The 19,538-nt window shown below is 53.8% G+C and carries 18 protein-coding genes and 3 pseudogenes; 11 read left to right on the forward strand and 10 right to left on the reverse strand.

From position 1 onward, the window contains the following. Positions 1-149 (forward strand): annotated as a pseudogene (locus tag F7Q90_RS12595) (IS630 family transposase); the annotation flags it as partial. A 20-nt stretch (positions 150-169) separates the two neighbouring features. On the opposite strand, the pseudogene F7Q90_RS12600 reads toward F7Q90_RS12595, so the two are convergent. Further along, positions 170-655, reverse strand: a pseudogene (locus F7Q90_RS12600) (aromatic amino acid lyase); the annotation flags it as partial. A 303-nt stretch (positions 656-958) separates the two neighbouring features. Here F7Q90_RS12600 and hutC point away from each other — a divergent pair. Beyond that, entirely contained in the window at positions 959-1,714 is a 756-nt protein-coding gene (hutC, locus tag F7Q90_RS12605) for a histidine utilization repressor (protein WP_082999178.1), read from the forward strand. Here the strand turns inward: hutC and F7Q90_RS12610 are convergent. Continuing rightward, positions 1,698-2,243: a HutD/Ves family protein gene (locus tag F7Q90_RS12610; protein WP_082999180.1), complete on the reverse strand. Its 546-nt coding sequence runs from the start codon at positions 2,241-2,243 to the stop codon at positions 1,698-1,700. The two genes, hutC and F7Q90_RS12610, sit on opposite strands and share 17 nt — an antisense overlap. Beyond that, a pseudogene (locus F7Q90_RS12615) lies at positions 2,240-3,595 on the reverse strand (formimidoylglutamate deiminase). The gene F7Q90_RS12610 and the pseudogene F7Q90_RS12615 overlap by 4 nt, the downstream one beginning before the upstream one ends. Before the next feature lie 78 nt (positions 3,596-3,673). Between F7Q90_RS12615 and hutI the strand changes: the two are divergent. Both hutI and hutG read left to right on the forward strand, forming a co-directional pair. Then, positions 3,674-4,891 carry an imidazolonepropionase gene (gene hutI / locus F7Q90_RS12620; RefSeq protein ID WP_054634266.1) on the forward strand — a complete coding sequence of 406 codons (1,218 nt, stop codon included), beginning with the start codon at positions 3,674-3,676 and terminating at the stop codon, positions 4,889-4,891. Next, positions 4,888-5,676, forward strand: a complete 789-nt coding sequence (gene hutG / locus F7Q90_RS12625; RefSeq protein WP_082999181.1) for an N-formylglutamate deformylase — start codon at positions 4,888-4,890, stop codon at positions 5,674-5,676. Before hutI ends, hutG begins: the two co-directional genes overlap by 4 nt. Positions 5,677-5,867: 191 nt before the next feature. On the opposite strand, the gene F7Q90_RS12630 is transcribed toward hutG, so the two are convergent. Continuing rightward, complete coding sequence (locus tag F7Q90_RS12630; RefSeq protein WP_375096534.1) at positions 5,868-6,497, reverse strand: flavin reductase family protein; 630 nt, start codon at positions 6,495-6,497, stop codon at positions 5,868-5,870. A gap of 325 nt (positions 6,498-6,822) precedes the next feature. Between F7Q90_RS12630 and F7Q90_RS12635 the strand changes: the two genes are divergently transcribed. Together F7Q90_RS12635 and rlmF are read left to right on the forward strand one after the other, a co-directional pair. Then, complete coding sequence (locus tag F7Q90_RS12635) at positions 6,823-7,929, forward strand: SDR family oxidoreductase (RefSeq protein ID WP_151161013.1); 1,107 nt, start codon at positions 6,823-6,825, stop codon at positions 7,927-7,929. Between the two features lie 206 nt (positions 7,930-8,135). Further along, positions 8,136-9,059, forward strand: coding sequence for a 23S rRNA (adenine(1618)-N(6))-methyltransferase RlmF (rlmF, locus tag F7Q90_RS12640; RefSeq protein ID WP_167387057.1), 924 nt, complete (start codon positions 8,136-8,138; stop codon positions 9,057-9,059). Positions 9,060-9,139: 80 nt separating this feature from the next. Here the strand turns inward: rlmF and glnQ are convergent, their stop codons facing one another. From glnQ to rhtA, 5 genes are all read right to left on the reverse strand, one after another. Continuing rightward, positions 9,140-9,862 (reverse strand): glutamine ABC transporter ATP-binding protein GlnQ, encoded by a 723-nt coding sequence (glnQ, locus tag F7Q90_RS12645; protein WP_082999184.1) that lies wholly within the window; start codon positions 9,860-9,862, stop codon positions 9,140-9,142. Beyond that, entirely contained in the window at positions 9,859-10,518 is a 660-nt protein-coding gene (gene glnP / locus F7Q90_RS12650; RefSeq protein WP_082999185.1) for a glutamine ABC transporter permease GlnP, read from the reverse strand. Before glnP ends, glnQ begins: the two co-directional genes overlap by 4 nt. Before the next feature lie 79 nt (positions 10,519-10,597). Beyond that, complete coding sequence (gene glnH / locus F7Q90_RS12655; RefSeq protein ID WP_082999186.1) at positions 10,598-11,344, reverse strand: glutamine ABC transporter substrate-binding protein GlnH; 747 nt, start codon at positions 11,342-11,344, stop codon at positions 10,598-10,600. A gap of 331 nt (positions 11,345-11,675) precedes the next feature. Continuing rightward, positions 11,676-12,179: a DNA starvation/stationary phase protection protein Dps gene (gene dps, locus F7Q90_RS12660; protein WP_033737686.1), complete on the reverse strand. Its 504-nt coding sequence runs from the start codon at positions 12,177-12,179 to the stop codon at positions 11,676-11,678. Between the two features lie 321 nt (positions 12,180-12,500). Next, on the reverse strand, positions 12,501-13,412 hold the full coding sequence (gene rhtA / locus F7Q90_RS12665; protein WP_082999187.1) for a threonine/homoserine exporter RhtA: 912 nt from the start codon (positions 13,410-13,412) through the stop codon (positions 12,501-12,503). A gap of 369 nt (positions 13,413-13,781) precedes the next feature. On the opposite strand from rhtA, the gene ompX reads away from it, so the two are divergent. Next, positions 13,782-14,294, forward strand: a complete 513-nt coding sequence (ompX, locus tag F7Q90_RS12670) for an outer membrane protein OmpX (RefSeq protein WP_033737684.1) — start codon at positions 13,782-13,784, stop codon at positions 14,292-14,294. 396 nt (positions 14,295-14,690) lie between these two features. Here ompX and F7Q90_RS12675 read toward each other — a convergent pair whose 3' ends face one another. Next, the gene (locus tag F7Q90_RS12675) at positions 14,691-14,876 is read right to left on the reverse strand and encodes a hypothetical protein (protein WP_082999188.1); all 186 of its coding nucleotides are present in this window, start codon (positions 14,874-14,876) and stop codon (positions 14,691-14,693) included. 212 nt (positions 14,877-15,088) lie between these two features. Here F7Q90_RS12675 and mntR point away from each other — a divergent pair, with 212 nt between their 5' ends. From mntR to F7Q90_RS12695, 4 genes are all read left to right on the forward strand, one after another. Continuing rightward, positions 15,089-15,547 (forward strand): manganese-binding transcriptional regulator MntR, encoded by a 459-nt coding sequence (gene mntR, locus F7Q90_RS12680; RefSeq protein WP_033737682.1) that lies wholly within the window; start codon positions 15,089-15,091, stop codon positions 15,545-15,547. A gap of 24 nt (positions 15,548-15,571) precedes the next feature. Continuing rightward, entirely contained in the window at positions 15,572-16,681 is a 1,110-nt protein-coding gene (locus tag F7Q90_RS12685) for an SLC13 family permease (RefSeq protein ID WP_054634256.1), read from the forward strand. A gap of 143 nt (positions 16,682-16,824) precedes the next feature. Then, positions 16,825-17,973: an HlyD family secretion protein gene (locus F7Q90_RS12690; protein ID WP_033737680.1), complete on the forward strand. Its 1,149-nt coding sequence runs from the start codon at positions 16,825-16,827 to the stop codon at positions 17,971-17,973. After that, complete coding sequence (locus F7Q90_RS12695; RefSeq protein WP_082999189.1) at positions 17,970-19,538, forward strand: DHA2 family efflux MFS transporter permease subunit; 1,569 nt, start codon at positions 17,970-17,972, stop codon at positions 19,536-19,538. The genes F7Q90_RS12690 and F7Q90_RS12695 overlap by 4 nt, the downstream gene beginning before the upstream one ends.

A 19,538-nucleotide genomic window follows, 5' to 3' on the forward strand; every position in this document is an offset into this window, starting at 1 on the left:
ATGTCGAACGGTTGTGGCAGGCGCTTCATGAGACAATAACCCGAAATCACCAGTGCAGTTCAATGTGGCAACTGTTGAAAAAGGTCCATCACTTTATGAATACCGTCAGCCCATTCCCCGGGGGAAAACATGGGCTGGCTAAAGTGTAGCGGTATTAGGATCAGTTATTTAGCAGCATCAGCGACATGTGCGCCAGTGGGGCCAGATCGCCAAAGGCCCCCACCGATCCTTTGGCGGGAATGCACGGCATCACGCCCGCATTGAACAGGGCCAGCAACGCCTCCACCAGTTCAATCCGCACGCCAGAATGACCACGGGAAAGGCTGATGATTTTGCTGGCGACAACCAGGCGCGTCACGTTATCGGGCAGAAGTTCCCCCAGGCCGACGCTGTGAGACAGCACCAGGTTTCGCTGTAGATCGGCAAGACGGCTGGCGGGGATTTGAGTCTGCGCCAGTTTACCGAAACCGGTATTGATGCCGTACACCACGCTACCGGAGGCCACAATTGCTTCAACGGTTTGTTGCGCTTCAGTGATGGCGCGGCGAGCGCCGTCATCAAGGCTGAGTGTGACGTTACCTTGATATATTGCGCGCAACATCGCGAGATCGACCTTGCCTGGCACCAGACGTAATCCCTGAGACGAACCTGACATACTTTGCTCCTGTCTATACAAGGGTTGGCTTATTCGCTGGCCGTTCTGTTGACCCGAATAGCGGAATAACGCGAGTGAAACATAACTGTCTATTCTTGTCTATACAAGCTGCAATCGGCATGCCAGACCGATCACAAAATTGATCAGGCATTAACAGAGGGCTAACGTGGGCAGCAGGCGGGTTTCCTGCACCGCTGTAAGGCAGCAGGTGCACGGTTTACGTGCCGATCTCAGGCTGGAATGTATATACATCCAGCCCGTCAGGCAGTAAACTTTGGGCATTATCAGCTTAAGGAATACGATATGGCCGAGCACACGGCAATTGCACAACTGGCAGCGGCCATGAGTGACGAACCCGCACCCATCTATCAACGGGTTAAACAGGCGATCATCAGCCAGATTCGTGAAGGCCACTGGAAAGCTAACCAACGGGTGCCTTCAGAAAGCGAGCTGGTGAATGAGCTTGGCGTAAGTCGTATGACGATTAACCGGGCATTGCGGGAATTAACCAGCGAAGGATTTCTGGTACGTATGCAAGGCGTTGGTACGTTTGTCGCGGAGATGAAAGGCTACACAGCCATGCTTGAGGTGCACAACATCGCGGATGAAATTGCGCAGCGGGGTCATCAGCACAGCTGCAAAATTCTCACGATTGGTCAGAATGAAGCCGATCCGGAGCAGGCTTCCGTTCTGGGCCTGACAACCGGACAAACGCTGTTTCATTCTCTGATTGTGCATTATGAAAATGACATGCCGGTGCAGCTGGAAGATCGGCTGGTGAATCCACAACTGGCCCCGGATTACCTGGCCCAGGATTACCACACGCTCACGCCTTATACGTACCTGATGCGCGCGGCACCGTTGACGGCGGGTGAACATATCGTTGAGGCGGTGATGCCGGATGCGCGACAGCGTAAATATCTGGCGATTGATGAGCACGAGCCTTGCCTGCTTATCCGTCGCCAGACCTGGAGCGATAACAAGATTGTGACCTATGCGCGTTTACTCTATCCCGGCTCGCGTTACAAGCTGCTGGGGCGCTTTAAAGGGCACGGGTAAGACGAATAAACAGTAACCTCGCATCCTGGCTGTCCGGCTGCAGTCGGGTGGGATGATCGACCCACCAGACGCCCTGCTGCTCCGCTAATGGCGCATCGTTCACGATGCGCCATTCTCCTGCCAGCACCCAGGCCACACCGTGCTCGCTGCTGACGGCGTCGGTGACGACGTCAGCCTGTGCCCGCCATTCGCCTCGTCGTGTCATGATGTTAAAATCCTGACTGGGCGCTTTACCCTGCAACTGAGCCTCAAGTGCCTGCTCCCCCGCAAAAGCCCAGGGCTTTTCCGGCAACAGGCGATGCGCGACGTTCTCGCCACGCAGCAGAACAGGGCTGCCGTTTAGCAGAGTGATAATGCGATCGACACCGGTAAACGCCGAGAAGGGGCCGTTGCTGGCGATGGTGGCAATACTGGCGCGCCAGGCGAAGTCGTTTGCCCCGGGCGGATAGCCGATAATTTCACGTGTTTCGCCACCGCCGTTGCGCCAGCGACTGACGGGTAAGCTGTCTAAAGAAAAAACGCTTCTCATCGCAACGCTGCCATTGCCTGCGCGAAACGGGCTGCACAGGCTTCTTCTTCTGCATGATGGCCATCGCTGATCACCCGGTTACCCGCCACATACACGTCGCGAATCTGCTCGCGCTGGCCAGCAAACAGCCAGCGATTGAGCAGGGCAGACTCATCCACACTACCCAGCCAGGCGTCATCGCGTAATACCAGCCAGTCGGCGCGTTGCCCGACGGCCAGCGCCCCACTCTTTATTCCGCAGGCCTGGGCACCGCCCGCCGCGGCCTGTTGCCACAGCAGATCGCCGACTGAGGGCTGGTCGGGCAGCGTGATGCGATTGCGACGACGGTCGCGCAGGCGTTGGGCATATTCAAGCCAGCGCAACTCCTCCTGAACACTGAGCGAGACATGACTGTCAGAGCCAATGCCCCAGCGTCCGCCTTGGGCGATATAGTCCACGGCGGGAAAAATACCGTCACCGAGGTTGGCTTCCGTGGTCGGGCAGAGCCCGGCAACCGCTCCGCTGGCGGCAAGGCGCGTCACTTCGCTGTCATCAAGATGCGTTGCATGAATCAGGCACCAGCGTGCATCGACATCGAAACGCGTCATCAGCCAGCTCACCGGACGCTCGCCGCTCCAGGCCAGACTGTCATTGACCTCCTTCTCCTGCTCGGCGATGTGAATATGGATGGGTAACGTGGTCTCGCTGGCGCTGAGCACGGCATGCATTTGCGCTTCACTGACTGCGCGCAGTGAGTGAAAGCAGAGGCCTGCGTTGTGCAGGGGTTTATCTTTTATCTATGTCTGAAGACGTACCTGCTGTTGCAGATAGCTGTCGGTCTGCTGAATAAAGCGCTTTTGTCCCGGCACCGGCGGCTGAGCGCCAAAACCGCTGTAGCTGTAAAGCACCGGTAGCAACGTCTGACCTATGCCTGCCGTCTCTGCCGCCGCAATAAGCTGTCGCAGCATGGCATCGTCCGCATAAGGTTTACCGTCAATATCGTGATGCAGATAATGAAATTCTGCGACCTGGCAATAGCCGCCTTTTAGCATATCGATATACAGCAGGGCGGCGATATCACCTACCTGCCCGGGCGTCAGACGCTGCACCATGCGATACATCCGATCGCGCCAGGTCCAGAAGCTGTCCTGCGGATCGCCCGCCACTTCAGCCAGACCGGCCATGGCACGTTGAAAAGCATGTGAATGCAAATTCGCAATAGCGGGAATCACGTTACCGGCTAAACGTGTCGCTTCCCTGTCATCACCGTCGGGCGTAATCGCATCAATCATGCCCGCTGCGTTGACGCTGATACGCACCTGTTTATGCCAGCCTCCGGCCAGCCATGCGCGTGGCGCAAAAAAAGTTGCCATGGTTGATCCTCAAGGGATGTGGTTGTATATACATACTTTAAAGTTTGCTGTAAACGGCAAGCGCATTGTGAGGCGGGAATGGCAGAAAAACTCCAGGTAGACAGCGTGTGGAGCGGGGCAGATGTGGTAACCATGCAAAGCGGCCACTATCATCTTATCGAACAGGGTGCGCTGGCAGTAAAGGCGGGCAGGCTGGTATGGGTTGGGCCCGCCGCCGCGATGCCGGCTTTTGAGGCGCGTGAACATCATCGTCTGCCGGGCGGGATCATCACGCCGGGTTTAGTGGACTGCCACACGCATCTGGTTTTTGGTGGCGATCGCAGTCAGGAGTTTGAGCAGCGCCTCAACGGCGTGAGCTATGCCGATATTGCGGCCCAGGGCGGCGGCATCCTTTCTACCGTTCGGGCCACCCGTGATGCCAGTGAACAAACGTTAGTGGCGACAGCCCGCTGGCGGTTGAATCGCTTGCTGGCCGAGGGCGTGACCACCGTCGAGATTAAATCCGGCTACGGTCTGGATGAAGAAAGTGAATTACGTATGCTGCGTGCCATTCGACAGCTCAGTCAGGAGGTGGCTGCGGATGTGCAGGCCACCTGCCTGGCCGCTCATGCGGTTCCGCCCGAATTTAAACAGGATCCCGATGGCTGGATCACGATCATCTGTGACCGCCTGTTACCTCAGATCAGCGCCGAAGGCCTGGCGGATGCGGTGGATGCATTTTGCGAACATCTGGCGTTTACCCCGCAGCAGGTCGCCCGGGTATTTGACCGGGCAACGGCGCTGGGCATGCCGGTGAAACTGCATGCCGAGCAGCTTTCCTCTTTGGGCGGAGCGGCGCTGGCCGCCCGTTATGGCGCGCTGTCCGCCGATCATCTGGAATATGCAACGGAAACGGATGTTCAGGCAATGGCAGAACAGGGTACGGTAGCCGTGTTATTGCCCGGCGCGTTTTATCTGCTGCGGGAAACGCAGCGCCCGCCGGTAGCGTTGTTCCGACGCTATGGTGTGCCCATGGCACTGGCGAGTGATGCCAATCCCGGCACATCGCCCGCGCTGTCGCTGCGCCTGATGCTGAATATGGGCTGCACCCTGTTCGGCATGACGCCGGAAGAAGCGCTGGCAGGCGTGACCCTGTGGGGGGCAAAGGCGCTGGGGCTGGAGGCAAGTCACGGTTCGCTGGAGGCGGGAAAAGTGGCCAGTTTTGTTCACTGGCCGCTGGCCCGCCCGGCGGAACTGGTTTACTGGCTGGGCGGTGAACTGCCCTGTACCGTTATCTACCGCGGAGAAGTACAATGACACCTTTTCATTTTACCCAAGGGACTGTCCCGCTGCTGGTCAGTATTCCCCATGCCGGCACGATGTTAACACCGGAAGTTGAAGCCGGGCTCAGCGATGCCGCCCGTGACTTACCGGATACGGACTGGCACATTCCACAACTATATGATTTTGTCCGTGATATGGGAGCCAGTCTGGTTATTGGCCGCTACTCACGCTTTGTTGTCGATCTCAATCGTCCCTCAGACAATCAACCGCTTTATACGACCGCCACCACCGGCCTGTTTCCGGAAACCCTGTTTGACGGCACGCCGACGTTTGTTGCGGGCAAAGCCCCCACGGATGCACAGCGACAGGGATATATTCAGACAATCTGGCAGCCTTATCATCAGCAGATCCAGCAGACGCTGGCGCAGATGAAAGCGGAATTTGGCTATGCGCTGCTGTTTGACGCCCATTCGATTGCCAGTGAAATTCCACGACTGTTTGACGGTCGCCTGCCGGATCTCAATATTGGTACCAATGACGGGGCCAGTTGCAGCAAACGCGTCATCGACGGGCTGACATCGGTATGCAGCGCGCAGGATCGCTATAGCTGGGTCGTCAATGGCCGTTTCAAAGGCGGCTACATTACGCGCGCTTACGGTCAACCCGATCGGCAGATCCAGGCGGTGCAACTGGAGCTGTCGCAAATCAATTATATGGACGAGACACCGCCCTTTACCTGGCATGAAGCCCGCGCGGCAGAACTGAAAAAAGTCCTGAAGCCGCTGTTACACAGTTTTGTGGCGCAGGGCAAGGGCTGACGGCGACGTTCGTGATGCGTAGCGCCCGCCTGTCAGACGCAGGAATGCCACAGTAAAGCGCACTGGTCCGCGACGCGCCTGGCGGCAACGGCGCGAAGTCGTTACCCGCTGGCAGGACGATCGCTGGCTGGCACCTGAGATCGCCCGTGCGGTCAAAACATTACGAACGCATTCGGCAGAACTGCTCTGACTTAGCTGCGGCGCGCATCGGGCCGCACCAGGTCAAAGCGCTGTGCTTCACTGATGCCATAATACGCGCTGGGCCCACCGGCGCGTAAAATCGGTTCCGCTTTCGCCGTCTGATAAATACCGTTTTCCAGCAGGCTTTCGTCAATATGGATGGCAACGGCTTCGCCCAGCACCAGCCAGCTGTCGATGGCGCGCCCGCCGGCATCCTGTAACTGAATCAGTTGTGTCAGCCTGCATTCAAAATTCACCGGACTTTCCTGTACCAGACAGACCTTGACCTGCGAGGCGGCCAGAGGGGTCAAGCCTGCTAGGGCAAACTCGTCCTGATCGGCTGGGGCAGAAATTGAGCTTTCATTCATGGCCTCCGCCAGCGGTCGGGTCGCCAGATTCCAGACAAATTCTTTTGTTTCAGCGATGTTTTGCACACTGTCTTTCCAGCCGCTGCTGGCGAAGCCAATAATGGGCGGCTGGTAATTGAAACAGTTAAAAAAACTGTAGGGCGCAAGGTTGCGCACGCCTTTGGCGCTGGTGCTGCTGATCCAGCCTATTGGACGTGGGCCAATGATGGCATTCAGTGGATCGTGAGGCAAACCGTGTCCGGCGCGGGGCTGATAGGAATAGCGTTTATGCATCGTCATCTCCTAGATAAAAACAGAGTCTAGCCTGGCCTGTCCGCCATGCGTTAAACCGTCAGAGCCGCACCGCTTTTTTGCGCATTGTTAACCAGATTAGTCTGGTTCAGCGACAGGAGGGAATGTTCTGTACTACAGTGTTAATAACGTTAAATATCAATACTTTAATTGTTTATTTGATGAGAAATCCGCGAAAAGATGTGTTTAAAAAGTAAACGAAAGTTAAACGGAATCATTTTATACATTTTGTGCTAATGAAAGTTTCGTATTTGTTTAACGAAACTGAGGCATTATGCAATCTCATCAATTGTTCTCGTGGTCGAATATGAAAAAAATTCTTGTTACAGGATCTTCTGGATTCGTTGGTGGTGCAGTCGTGGCAGAATTGCTGATGCGCCAGGATGTTGAGTTATTGCTGCTCGTCAGAGCCAGCGATGCTAACCAGGGACTGGAGAGGGTTAAAGATAATTTAACCAAGTTTTCATGTTCGGCGCAGGCGATTGCGCGCCTGACAGCAGATCAAATTCTGGTCGGCGATTTGCTGGCCCCGGAGCTTTTCCTGGATGATGCGCGCATCGATCAGATCAGCCACGTTATCAACTGCGCAGCGATTGCGTCATTTGGTGAGAATAACGATATCTGGCGCGTCAACGTGGAAGGGACGTTTAAACTGGCCGCCAGAATGGCAGCCTTGCCTGAATTTGTTAAATTCGTCCACGTCGGCACGGCGATGTCGTCTGCCCCGGATCACGGTGAGATTGTAAAAGAAGATCTGGTGCTGTCTTCACGCGAAGATCACATTGTCGATTACACCTATTCCAAGTCGTATATCGAAAATAAGATCAAACGGGAATTGCCGCATCTGCCACTGGTCATCGTGCGTCCGTCCATTGTGGTGGGCCACTCTCAGGAAGGGTGCACACCGTCAGGCAGCATCTTCTGGGTGTTTAAAATGGTCATGAAGCTGGAGAAATTCCTCTGCTCACTCGATGACCGTGTTGATGTCATCCCGGTAGACTACTGTGCCAAATCGCTGATGTTCCTGATGGATCATGGCTGCACCAAGGAGATGGTTTATCACATCTCTGCCGGCGAGCGCAGCAGTAATACCTTCTCTGAAATTGATTCGGCTTTTGCCAGTGCAGAAAAAAGTGCCCCGTTGGCACCGAATTATCTGCAGGTTGATTTCAGCGAAATCGTTAAAGAGCGTAAGAACTTTAAAAAGATCTACGGACCCTGCAACGAACGTCTGATGTTGCGCGCAATGCGTCTTTACGGCGAGTTCGCCCGTCTGAATGTAGTGTTCTCTAACGACAAATTACTGCGTCTGGGCATGAGCTCACCGCCAGGATTCACCAGCTATATTGACCGCTGTGTTGAAACCACCCGGGGCATGCCGATTCAGGATTTAATGCGCGTCGATTTTAAATAATCCCGCAGACTTAACGCCCCGCCAGCATTGTTGCTGGCGGGGCGCATTTTGCTTTTTTGCTCACCTCGCTTTCCTGCAACGACGCCGTACCCTCGCGATTTCGCACGTCCGCAACGTCGGCCTGCTGGCCGCTCTGTCCGAGAATGCGGTTTATTTTCTGCCCGCCACAGCGTATTGTACGCGCGCCTGAAAATATGAGAGAACGTATGAAAAAGTCTGCCAGCCCGTCCCCTTTCCATGCCCGTAACCGCCACCAGGGTGAATATGATTTTGCCGCGCTGACGGCAGCGCACCCGCCGCTGGCAGAAAAAGTCCGGCCCAACGGCTATGGCGTCATGTCGGTGGACTTTGCCGATCCTGAAGCGGTCATGCTGTTGAATCAGGCGCTGCTTAAACGGTTCTACGGCCTTGACTGGCAACTGGCGCCTGGTTCGTTGTGCCCGCCCGTGCCGGGGCGCGCTGACTATCTTCACTACCTGGCCGATTTACTGGCACTGGACAACCAGGGCAGGATCCCGCCGGCGGACATCCTGGATATTGGCTGCGGGGCGAACTGTATTTATCCCCTGATCGGCGCGGCGGAATATGGCTGGCGTTTTACCGGCACGGATATTGATGACGCGGCACTAAAAACGGCGACAAAAATTGTCGCGGCAAACCCGGGCATGCAACGCCTGATCCGCCTGCGTCGGCAAAAAAATCCCGCCGTGGTGCTGAATGGCGTGGTGAACAAGAATGAAAACTTCCATGCGGTCATCTGCAATCCGCCTTTTCACGCTTCTGCGGCAGAGGCGGCGGCCGGTTCACAGCGTAAAACGCGCAACGTGGGACTGGCACCGGCTGCACCGCTGAACTTTGGCGGCCAGCACAATGAATTGTGGTGCGAAGGGGGAGAAAAGGGCTTTGTCGGGAAAATGATCGCTGAAAGCGCCAGTCTGGCTCAGCAGGTCGTCTGGTTTACGTCGCTGGTATCGCGCAAAGAGCATTTACCCGCGCTGGAGAAACAGCTGAAGGCGCTGGATACCCAGGTGGTACGTGTGGTCAATATGGCGCAGGGGCAGAAGCAGAGCCAGTTCCTGGCTTGGAGCTTTATGTCCGCCGCCCAACGCGCGCAGCGATTGTCCCGCTAACGCAGGCGCTTACGTCAGTTCGCCGCATCATCGTGTGGCGTCGCCAGAGAAAAACGGGCCGCCTGACGGCCCGTTCGCACTCAGGAAACGTGCTGTAAAAATTCGCGCAGACGCTCGCTGGGCGGATCACTGATCAGACGGTACGGATCGCCGTCTTCGGCAATACGGCCTTTATCAATAAAGATCAGGCGCGACGCCACTTTCTGGGCAAAACACACTTCGTGTGTGACAATAACCATTGTCATACCTTCTTCAGCCAGATCCTGCATGACTTTCAGCACTTCGTGACGCAGTTCTGGGTCCAGCGCGGAGGTGGGCTCATCAAACAGCATCATTTTGGGTTTCACCGCCAGTGCCCGGGCAATCGCCACGCGCTGTTGCTGCCCACCCGAAAGCTCAGAAGGGAAATGGTTGGCGCGCTCGGCCAGGCCCACTTTCGCCAGCAGGCTATGGGCCAGTTTTCGTGCGTCTTCTTTGCTGGCACCGCGAACGCGAATCGGGCCAAAAGCCACGTTATCCAGCGCACTCATCTGCGGGAAAAGGTGGAACTGCTGAAACACCATGCCGGCTTCCTGACGAATAAGGCGATCGTCTACTTTGGGATCGTTAACGTTCAGGCCATCGACGATCAGTTCGCCGCTGGTGATCTCTTCCAGCTTGTTGATGCAACGCAGCAGCGTCGATTTACCCGAACCGGAGGGGCCGATAATCACGACGACTTCGCCCTGATTAATTTTCAGGTCGATATTGTGCAGCACCTGGGTTTGGCCAAAATGCTTTGAGACGTTTTTAAATTCAATCACAGGATTTTCACCCTTTTCTCAATACGGCGCAGCACAAAGCTCAACACCAACGTAATCACAAGATAAATAACGGCCACTGCGCTCCAGATTTCCAGCGCGCGGAAGTTACCGGCAATAATTTCCTGTCCCTGGCGGGTCAGTTCGGCCACACCGATCACAATAAACAGCGAGGTGTCCTTAATGCTGACAATCCACTGATTGCCCAGCGGGGGCAGCATACGACGCAGCGCCAGCGGCATGATGACGTAGCGCAGGGTTTCGCGGCCCGACAGGCCCAAAGCCAGCCCGGCCTCGCGAAAGCCTTTGTTAATGGACAGGACCGCACCGCGGGTAATTTCCGCAATATAGGCACCCGAGTTAATCATAATGGTTACCACCGCGGCGGTGAACGGATCGATGCGTAAATCCGGGAACGCCATAGGCAGGGCAAAATAGATGAACATAACCTGCACGACGATGGGCGTACCGCGAATGATTTCAATAAAAACCAGGGCGATATTATGGCTCAGCCAGCCACCGTATGCGCGGGCAAAACCCGCGACCAGGCCGATGATCAATCCACCGACCAGGCCAATAATGGAAATAATTAAGGTCAGTTTTGCGCCTTCGAGTAGCGCGGGCATGGCTGGCCAGATGACGCTCCAGTCAAAATCCATGGTGAAACTCCGCTGTTGTTGCTATGGAAAAAAGCAGGGACAGGGTCCCTGCTGAAAAATAAAAAAACGGACTCAGTGATTATTTCGGTTCAGTACCGAACCACTTTTTATAGAGTTGATTGTAGGTACCGTTCTCTTTGAGCGTTTTCAGCGCGCCGTTCACTTTTTCACGCAGTTCATCACTGCCTTTCGGGAACGCAATGCCGTACTGCTGGGCTTCAATAGAATCACCTACAGCTTTGAAACGGCCTTTACCTGCGGTGTTGATGAAATAGAGGATATTGGGCGTATCGTGCAGCACTGCGTCAGCGCTGTTGGTGCCCAGTTCCATGTAAGCGTTATCGATATTCGGGAACTGACGCAGATCTTTCGTTTTGATGTGCGTCTTCGCATAATCTACGGAACCCGTGCCGCTCTTCACCGCCACCACTTTGCCGTTCAGATCGTCAATGCCTTTGATGTCTTTCTCGTTGTTACGCACCATGACCAGCAGACCGCTTTTATAGTAGCCATCAGAGAACTCAATGGCTTTCTTGCGCTCGTCAGTAATGGTAATGCCAGCCAGTGCCACATCGACGTTGTGCGTCTGAAGGGCAGGGATGATGCCGCTGAAGTCCATCGGCTTCAGGGTGTAATCCAGTTTCAGTTCCTTCGCAATGGCATCCCATAAATCCACGTCAAAGCCGACATATTTGTCACCTTGTTTGAATTCAAACGGGACAAAAGCCGTATCGGTGGCGACGATCAGTTTCTTTTCTGCTGCGGTAGTGGAGAGAGAGAAGGCCAGCGCCAACGCGGCCACAGAGATGTTAAATAGCGATTTCATCATTTTTCCTTATTGCGACCAGGCGCAGGGCCCGGGCTTGCGAGCTATCATTTGCGGGCTATCATATGAAAAAAGTATGCCAACTTTTCAAAATGTAAAAAATATAATGATCAGGAGACCATCACTGACACGATTCTGCAACCTGTCGCGCCGATGCACCATTATGGTGGTCCATCATGGTGCGAAGCGCTAAAGTGGTGCAGGAGTAGTGTGCATCAGAAGGCGAAAACGGGAAGGGCGCAGTGTCAGAAATGTTAACAAAGTCATAAATTATAGTAACGCAGACGTAAAAAAGGCGGGTTTCCCCGCCTGGTAATAGTCTGTAAGACCGTTATTCGATATTAGACTCAATGAACCACAGGAATTTATCCAGGTCACGAGAAGCCGCAGTAAAGATATCGGCGGTATCTTCATCTTTTACTTCAGAAATCGCTTTGCGCGTATCGTTAGCCACCACAGCATAACGGTCGGCCAGCGCTTTCAGATGATCCTGTACGCTGTGGATGTTCAGCGGATAGCTTTTCAGTGGCGTTTTATCGTTGACGACCTGAGTGGTACCCAGTGCTACACCACCCAGTTGCACCACGCGTTCCGCGATAGTGTCCTGATGATCGGTGATGGTGGTACGGAAACCGTCCAGCATTTCGTGCACACCGATGAAGTTCGCGCCGCGCATGTTCCAGTGCGCTTGCTTAGTGATCAGGGACAGATCGATGAACTCCACGACCAGGCGATTGAGCACCTCAATGGTGGCGCGCTTTTCGTCATCTGCCACGTCATTACGGGTATAAAGTAGATCAGAAGATTTTGTTTTAACCAGTTTAGCGGTACTCATTGTTTCAGTCCTCTCTTTCAATGGTTGTCCTAATCAAGTACGAAACTAAGTATAGCAGCGATTTGTCGCCTTGCAGGATTGGCTTAATCAATGGATGAAATAGCATTCACCTTAGCGTGCGTGGGTGCGCGGGTGAAATAGTTAATAAATTGTTAAACTTAAAATTTCATAAAGCACTTTAAATACATAAGGTTAAATAAAAATTCAATCGAATGATTTTTACCTGTATTAAATATTAACTTTCTATTACACATTAACTGAAATAATTATCAGCATGAGAGTTATTGTTATTTAGCCTGCCTTTCAGCAGGCGGAAACCTGTTATTTCTTTTTATTATCAGATAATTCTATTGCATTTAACTGGCTCTTTCTGGGACGCATGGTCAGAGTAGCGCCGGACGAGGCCAGGATAATCGCCAGCAGCGCCAGACACTGCACGCCAGAAAGGCTCTCATTCAGATAAAGCATGCCAGACAGTGCCGCCACCGCAGGCTCAAGGCTCATCAGCGTACCAAAAATGCGCGCAGGTAAATGGGTCAGTGCCATCATTTCCAGTGAATAGGGAAGCGCCGTTGAAAGAAAGGCCACCAAAATGGCAACCGGCACGACGCTCCATTGCCAGATGCCGCTTGCGGCAAACGTCAGCCCTACGGGAACAAAAATCAGCGAAGCGATCAGAGAGCCGATGGCGACCGTTGCCGCGCCGTGCTCTGCGCCCGCGCGCTGCCCTGACAGAATATAGACTGCCCAACAGACACCGGCACCGAGCGCAAATAGTGCACCTATCGGATCGACGGAGGTAATACCGGTACTGAACGGCAGTAAAAACCACAGCCCAATGACCGCCAGTATGACCCAAAGAAAATCGAGTGGCCGACGTGAGCCGAGCAGCGCAAGCGTAAGCGGGCCAACAAACTCCAGCCCGACCGCGATGCCAAGCGGTACCGTCCGAATAGACAGGTAAAATAAAAAGTTCATCGTACCCAATGCTAAGCCATAAATAGTTAGCGGCATGCGCTGTTCAGGACGAAAACGCAGTCGCCAGGGCTTGAAGATGAGGCAAAGGATGACGGTGCCAAAGCCCAGGCGCAATGCGGTGATGCCGGTGGCACCCACGGTGGGAAAAAGTGTTTTTGCCAGTGAGGCGCCGCCCTTAAGCGACAACATCGAGATAAGTAACACGACGACAGGGAGTAAAGCTGGCGTGAGCGATTTGAGTGGCGAAACTGACATCCTGTTGATACTTCCCAATCAATGAGCTAACAAGATGACCAGTGTAAAGGAAATGTTGGTCAAAAAGGGGACGTAAACTGATTTTAATTTTGTCTGTTTGCCTGCTTTTTAAGCAGTTTTTCCGGCTGGAAAGTAAATTAATGTCAGGTTTTTTTAGGAATTTACTTAAAGAATGAAAACTTGTTTGGGGTCATTATTGCAAGGATATGACGGTTTTTATAAGAAAAATGAATGACATAGGAAACTCCATTAACTTTCTGTTACACCAAACACTGTGTTAGACAACAAAATGCGGGCAGAGTTTCTCGCTATTTTTTGTTATATTTTTAGCGTTGTCAGGAGAGAAGTACTTTCACATTTGAGGTGGTTATGAAAAAAATTGCATGTCTTTCAGCATTAGCCTGTGTGTTAGCAGTCGCAACAGGTTCCGCCATGGCACAGAGCACCGTAACCGGTGGCTACGCACAGAGCGACTACCAGGGCGTTGCTAACAAAGCAAACGGCTTCAACCTGAAATATCGCTATGAAGACGGTTCTAACCCACTGGGTTGGATCGGCTCATTCACTTACACCGAGAAAGATCGTACCGAAGACGGCATTTATAATAAAGGCCAGTACTACGGTATCACCGGTGGTCCAGCATTCCGTCTGAATGACTGGGCAAGCATCTATGGTGTGGTTGGTGTTGGCTACGGCAAATACCAGGCTAACGACACCACTTCACGCGACAAAGCTGACACCAGCGACTACGGTTTCTCTTACGGCGCAGGTATGCAGTTCAACCCAATGGAAAACGTTGCACTGGACGTTGGCTATGAGCAGAGCCGCATCCGTAGCGTTGACGTTGGCACCTGGATTGCTGGCGTAGGCTACAGCTTCTAAGCGAGCTTAGTCGAGACTAAAAAAACGGCCCTCTTCAGGGCCGTTTTTATTGGTAACAAAAACCCGCGCTAATAACCTGCCTTTGTCTTTGTCTTTGTCTTTGTCTTTGTCTTTGCCACCGCGACTGTCCCTGTATCTGTCTTCTCCGCGCCGCTTTACGTTCTGACATTAACCCGCGCCCCGGACTTCCCTGGCAGGAAGCCTTTTTTCCAGGCCCGCACAGAACAAAAGAAGGGCGCCTTACACAGCGGCTGTATTTTGACGCTTACCTTTACAGGAACAGCGCTAAGCGCAGGGCACAGGTGACCAGATCAGAAGCGTGGATCAATGCAGGCGCGCGGCGAGGAAAGGAAAACAGGCCGCGCGTGGGTAATGAATCTGAATGTGAAAAAGGATTCAGCCGCGCCAGATCAGTTTTTGGCAGTAGCGCGTTTCCGGCTGCTGGCCCAGCAGACGCTCAATAAGCATGAGGCGCAGCGTAAAAGGGGAGCGCGTCAGCAGGCACCACAAGGATTTTCCTGATGTTGTTTTTTCGGCCTGGAAGCATTTGCTGCAGTCGATACAGCTTTTCAGAGTGCTCATAGCATCACCTCCCATAAAATTTAACGCAACGGTAAGCAGAGATCGTGCTTTAGTGCATCACTCTGTTTACATTATCGACAAATATAGCACTGGCTATACCGTTTAGCCAAGGCTAACGACGAAAAATTTGAGCTTATTTGCGCCTGGTTTACAATGAGCGCAGCTAAATCCACACGGAAGGGCTGGTGTGGAAAAAATAAAGAGGAAGCTGAATGAGTCGTCGTGCCAAAAGCGTGGTTTCTGCCCCGCAAGGACCACTAAAAGATATTGAAGAGCATGTCGAAGGTTTTCGGCAGGTGCGCGAAGCGCATCGTCGTGAACTGATTGATGACTATGTTGAGCTAATCTCTGATTTGATTGGTGAGTTTGGCGAGGCGCGCCAGGTCGACATGGCCGCGCGTTTGGGGGTTTCGCAACCGACCGTCGCCAAAATGTTAAAGCGGTTAGGAACTGCCGGCCTGGTCGAGCAGGTGCCTTATCGCGGCGTCTTTTTGACGCGTGAAGGGGAAAAGCTGGCTGAAGAGAGCCGCGCCCGCCATCACATCGTTGAAACCTTCCTGTTAGCGCTTGGCATTAGTCCGGAAACGGCACGCCGCGATTCTGAAGGCATCGAACATCACGTCAGTGATGAAACCCTGGCCGTATTCCAGAAATTTTACCAAAACAATTAATCCTCAGTTAAGGCGCCGGACATCATGCCCATTGTGCTTCGCTCATTTCTGCATGACCATATATTGCACTTGTTAGTCGTTGTTGGGGTTGTTCTGCTGTTTCTTGCTCATTACCACTGGGCGGATCTGCCTGCCGCAGTGGACTGGCACACCATCATCACCCTGAGTGGACTGCTTATCCTCACCAAGGGGTTAGAAACCAGTGGGTATTTTGATGTTCTGGGCGGTCGGTTAATTGCGGGGTTTAAGCATGAGCGCACGCTGGCCCTGTTTATGGTGCTGGCGGCGGCGGTGCTCTCGACCTTCTTAACCAACGATGTGGCCCTGTTTATTCTGGTGCCGCTGACGCTGACATTGCGCAAGTTTTCCCATTTACCGATTTCCCGCTTAATCATCTTCGAAGCGCTGGCCGTAAATGCCGGTTCGTTGCTGACGCCGGTGGGCAATCCGCAGAATATTTTGCTGTGGAGCCACGGCTCGCTGAGTGTAGTCGGTTTTATCTGGCAAATGACGCCGCTGGCCGTCTGGCTGCTGTTAAGCCTGCTGGTCGTCACCTGGTTTAGTTTTGCCAAACGCGCGATTGAAAAACATGAGAACGCAGAACAGCACAGCTGGCAGAAGCCACTGTTTGCCGTCAGTCTGGCGCTTTACGTCTTGTTTATCGCCGCGCTGGAGTGGCACCTGACCGGCTGGGCGCTACTGCTGATTCTTGTCTGCTTTTTTATTATGGCGCGCCAGGTATTGCTGAATATCGACTGGAGCCTGCTGGTGGTCTTCATCGTCATGTTCCTGGACGTGTTCTTGCTGACACGCTTGCCTGTTGTGCAGGCCCATTTTGATGCGATTGCCCATCTTGCCAAAGGGGAGCTTTACCTGTTGGCGATTGGCTTGTCACAGGTGATCAGTAATGTGCCTGCCACGATCCTGCTTTTGCAGAAAGTGCCGCCTTCAGACGTCCTTGCCTGGGCGGTCAATATCGGTGGGTTTGGCCTGCTACCGGGTTCGCTTGCCAACCTGATTGCGCTGCGCATGGCGAAAGATCGTGCCATCTGGTGGCGCTTCCATCTGTTCTCCGTTCCCTTACTCGCATGGTCGATGCTGACCGGCTGGCTGTTGCTTAAACTGGTTGCCTGACGCGAACCTGTCCTGCCCTCGTGGCAGGACGTGCGGACTTTCTCAAGTTAAGTAAAGTTGTACTGGATTTTGTCAGTTTTCGATCTAATGTTTAGTAGACTTTCTACGCCCAGGACTGAGGGCCTTAGCCAGCGACGGACACTATGAGCGAGAACAACAACAACCGCGACCCACACCAGAAAGACACAGAAAACGCGCCCGATAAAAACAGCCCAGAACACGATAGCCAAAGCGATAACGACGAGAAACCGCGTAAGCGTCCCGGCAAAAAGCCGTTAATTATTTTGGCGGTCGTCGTCGTGGTGATGTTGATCGTGGCGTTCTTCTTCTGGTTTACCACCCGTAATGAAGAAACGACTGACGATGCGTTTACCGAAGGCAACGCAGTGACTATCGCAGCGAAAGCCTCGGGTTACGTCGTAAAATTGCTGGTGAAAGACAACCAGCGCGTGAAGAAGGGCGATCTGCTGGTGGAAATCGATCCCAGCGATAACGAAGCCCAGCGCGCGCAGGCAAAAGCACAGCTTGGCCTGGCCATGGCACAGTTGCACCAGGCTCAGGCGCAACTGGCACTGTCGCGCGTTCAGTACCCGGCGCAACGCGACCAGGCGCTGGCCGATCAGGCCAAAGCCGAGGCCAACTACCTGAATGCGCAGGCGGATTACCGTCGTCAGCGCGGCGTCGATCCCCGCGCCACCAGTCAACGCAACATTGATTCAGCCTCGGCGCAGTTACGCTCCGCGCAGGCACAACTGCAAAGCGCCAAAGCTCAGGTGGAAGTCGCCTCGCAGGTGGCCCTGCAGATCCGTCAGCAGGAAACCAATGTTGAAGCGCGTCAGGAACAGGTCGAGCAGGCAAAAGCCCAACTGAATGTGGCCGAGCTGAATCTGTCTTACACTCAGGTTCGTGCTCCTTACGACGGGTTTGTGACTAAGCGAAATGTCCAGTTGGGAACGTTGGTTCAGGCGGGCAGCGCCTTGTTCTCACTGGTTTCCCCGGATATCTGGATCACCGCCAACTTTAAAGAGTCACAGCTGGAGCGAATGAATCCCGGCGACAAGGTAACCATCAGCGTGGATGCCTGGCCTGACATGAAACTTGAAGGCCACGTCGACAGCATCCAGATGGGCACCGGTTCGCGCTTTTCGACCTTCCCGGCGGAGAATGCCACGGGCAACTACGTGAAAATCGTTCAGCGCGTGCCGGTCAAGATTGTGATTGATAAAGGACTGGATCCTAACCGTCCACTGCCACTGGGCTTATCGGTTGAACCGAAGGTAACCGTGGAATGAGTGAATCGCAGAGCTGGAAACCCGCCAGTAATCCGTGGCTCGTGGCCATTACGGTAACGCTGGCGGTATTTATGGAAATCCTGGATACCACCATCGTGAACGTGGCCCTGCCACATATCGCCGGTTCGCTCTCATCCAGTTACGATGAATCCACCTGGGTGCTAACCTCGTACCTCGTGGCGAACGGCATTGTGCTGCCCATCTCTGCCTTCTTCAGTCGTTTATTTGGCCGTAAACAGTTTTTCTTAATCTGTATCGTCATGTTCACGATCTGCTCATTCCTGTGTGGTATTGCCACCGAACTCTGGCAGATCATTCTGTTCCGCGTCCTGCAAGGGTTTTTCGGCGGCGGCCTGCAGCCTGTGCAGCAGTCGGTGCTGCTCGACTACTTTAAACCTGAGGATCGGGGCAAAGCGTTTGGCCTTTCCTCGATTGCGATTATCGTGGCGCCTGTTATCGGCCCGACGCTGGGCGGCTGGATTACGGATAACTACAGCTGGCGCTGGGTGTTCTTTATCAATATCCCGGTCGGTATCCTGACGATCATGGCCATTTTGCCGCTGCTGGAAGATCCGCCATGGGAGCGCAAGTGGGCCAAGGGCAAACTGAAAATTGACTACATCGGTATCGGTTTAATTACGCTGGGCCTGGGCTGCCTGCAGGTAATGCTGGATCGGGGTGAAGATGAGGACTGGTTTGCGTCGCACTTTATTGTGTTATTCGCGGTACTGGCGCTGGTCGGCATTGTCGGAGCCGTCTACTGGCTAATGTATGCTCGCAAACCGGTGGTCGACATTCTGGTAATGAAAGACCGTAACTTCTGGGTTGCGGGCCTGCTCATGGCCGGGATGGCAATGATTCTGTATGGTAGTTCCGTCGTGCTGCCTCAACTGGCCCAGCAGGATCTGGGTTATACGGCGACCTGGTCAGGGCTGGTGCTTTCACCCGGAGCCGTGCTGATTGTGCTGACGATTCCGCTGGTGCTTAAGCTGATGCCGGTCGTGCAAACCCGCTATATCATCGCATTTGGTTTTAGCTGCCTGGCCCTGGCGTTTTTCTACTCGTCCACGTTAACGCCCAATGTCGATTTCTCCCCGCTGGTCAAGATGCGCAGTGCGCAGTCTATTGGCCTGGGCTTCCTGTTTGTGCCGCTGACCACCATTGCCTTCATTACCATCCCACAACGCCTGAACGCGGATGCATCAGCATTATTTACGATGTTCCGTAACGTTGCGGGTTCGATTGGCATCTCGTTATCCACGGCGGCAATTACGGAGCGGGAGCAGGCGCGTTCGGCCCACATGGTGCATAACATGACGCCGTTAAATGAACAATTGAACATTACCGTTCAGCACTGGGCGCAGGCGATTCGCGACTTTACGTCGGCGGTGGGCGATCCAGTGACGCTGGCAACCGGCCAGCTCTATAAAGAGATGATTGTCCAGTCACGCATTCTGGCTTATATCGACGTCTTTTCAGGCTTAAGTATTGTCGCCCTGATTTTGATTCCATTTTGTTGGCTGCTGTCGCCCGTCAAAAGCGAAGGCAGTGCAGGAGCACACTGA

It is taken from the genome of Pantoea stewartii subsp. stewartii, assembly GCF_008801695.1.
Classification (GTDB): domain Bacteria; phylum Pseudomonadota; class Gammaproteobacteria; order Enterobacterales; family Enterobacteriaceae; genus Pantoea; species Pantoea stewartii.

Coding starts and splice junctions, on each gene's coding strand:
- hutG (WP_082999181.1), top strand. CDS start 4,888: ATGACACCTTTTCATTTTACCCAAGGGACTGTCCCGCTGCTGGTCAGT.
- hutC (WP_082999178.1), top strand. CDS start 959: ATGGCCGAGCACACGGCAATTGCACAACTGGCAGCGGCCATGAGTGAC.
- dps (WP_033737686.1), bottom strand. CDS start 12,179: ATGAGTACCGCTAAACTGGTTAAAACAAAATCTTCTGATCTACTTTAT.
- mntR (WP_033737682.1), top strand. CDS start 15,089: ATGAGTCGTCGTGCCAAAAGCGTGGTTTCTGCCCCGCAAGGACCACTA.
- F7Q90_RS12610 (WP_082999180.1), bottom strand. CDS start 2,243: ATGAGAAGCGTTTTTTCTTTAGACAGCTTACCCGTCAGTCGCTGGCGC.
- F7Q90_RS12690 (WP_033737680.1), top strand. CDS start 16,825: ATGAGCGAGAACAACAACAACCGCGACCCACACCAGAAAGACACAGAA.
- F7Q90_RS12695 (WP_082999189.1), top strand. CDS start 17,970: ATGAGTGAATCGCAGAGCTGGAAACCCGCCAGTAATCCGTGGCTCGTG.
- rhtA (WP_082999187.1), bottom strand. CDS start 13,412: ATGTCAGTTTCGCCACTCAAATCGCTCACGCCAGCTTTACTCCCTGTC.
- glnH (WP_082999186.1), bottom strand. CDS start 11,344: ATGAAATCGCTATTTAACATCTCTGTGGCCGCGTTGGCGCTGGCCTTC.
- hutI (WP_054634266.1), top strand. CDS start 3,674: ATGGCAGAAAAACTCCAGGTAGACAGCGTGTGGAGCGGGGCAGATGTG.
- rlmF (WP_167387057.1), top strand. CDS start 8,136: ATGAAAAAGTCTGCCAGCCCGTCCCCTTTCCATGCCCGTAACCGCCAC.
- F7Q90_RS12630 (WP_375096534.1), bottom strand. CDS start 6,497: ATGCATAAACGCTATTCCTATCAGCCCCGCGCCGGACACGGTTTGCCT.
- F7Q90_RS12635 (WP_151161013.1), top strand. CDS start 6,823: ATGAAAAAAATTCTTGTTACAGGATCTTCTGGATTCGTTGGTGGTGCA.
- glnP (WP_082999185.1), bottom strand. CDS start 10,518: ATGGATTTTGACTGGAGCGTCATCTGGCCAGCCATGCCCGCGCTACTC.
- ompX (WP_033737684.1), top strand. CDS start 13,782: ATGAAAAAAATTGCATGTCTTTCAGCATTAGCCTGTGTGTTAGCAGTC.
- F7Q90_RS12685 (WP_054634256.1), top strand. CDS start 15,572: ATGCCCATTGTGCTTCGCTCATTTCTGCATGACCATATATTGCACTTG.
- F7Q90_RS12675 (WP_082999188.1), bottom strand. CDS start 14,876: ATGAGCACTCTGAAAAGCTGTATCGACTGCAGCAAATGCTTCCAGGCC.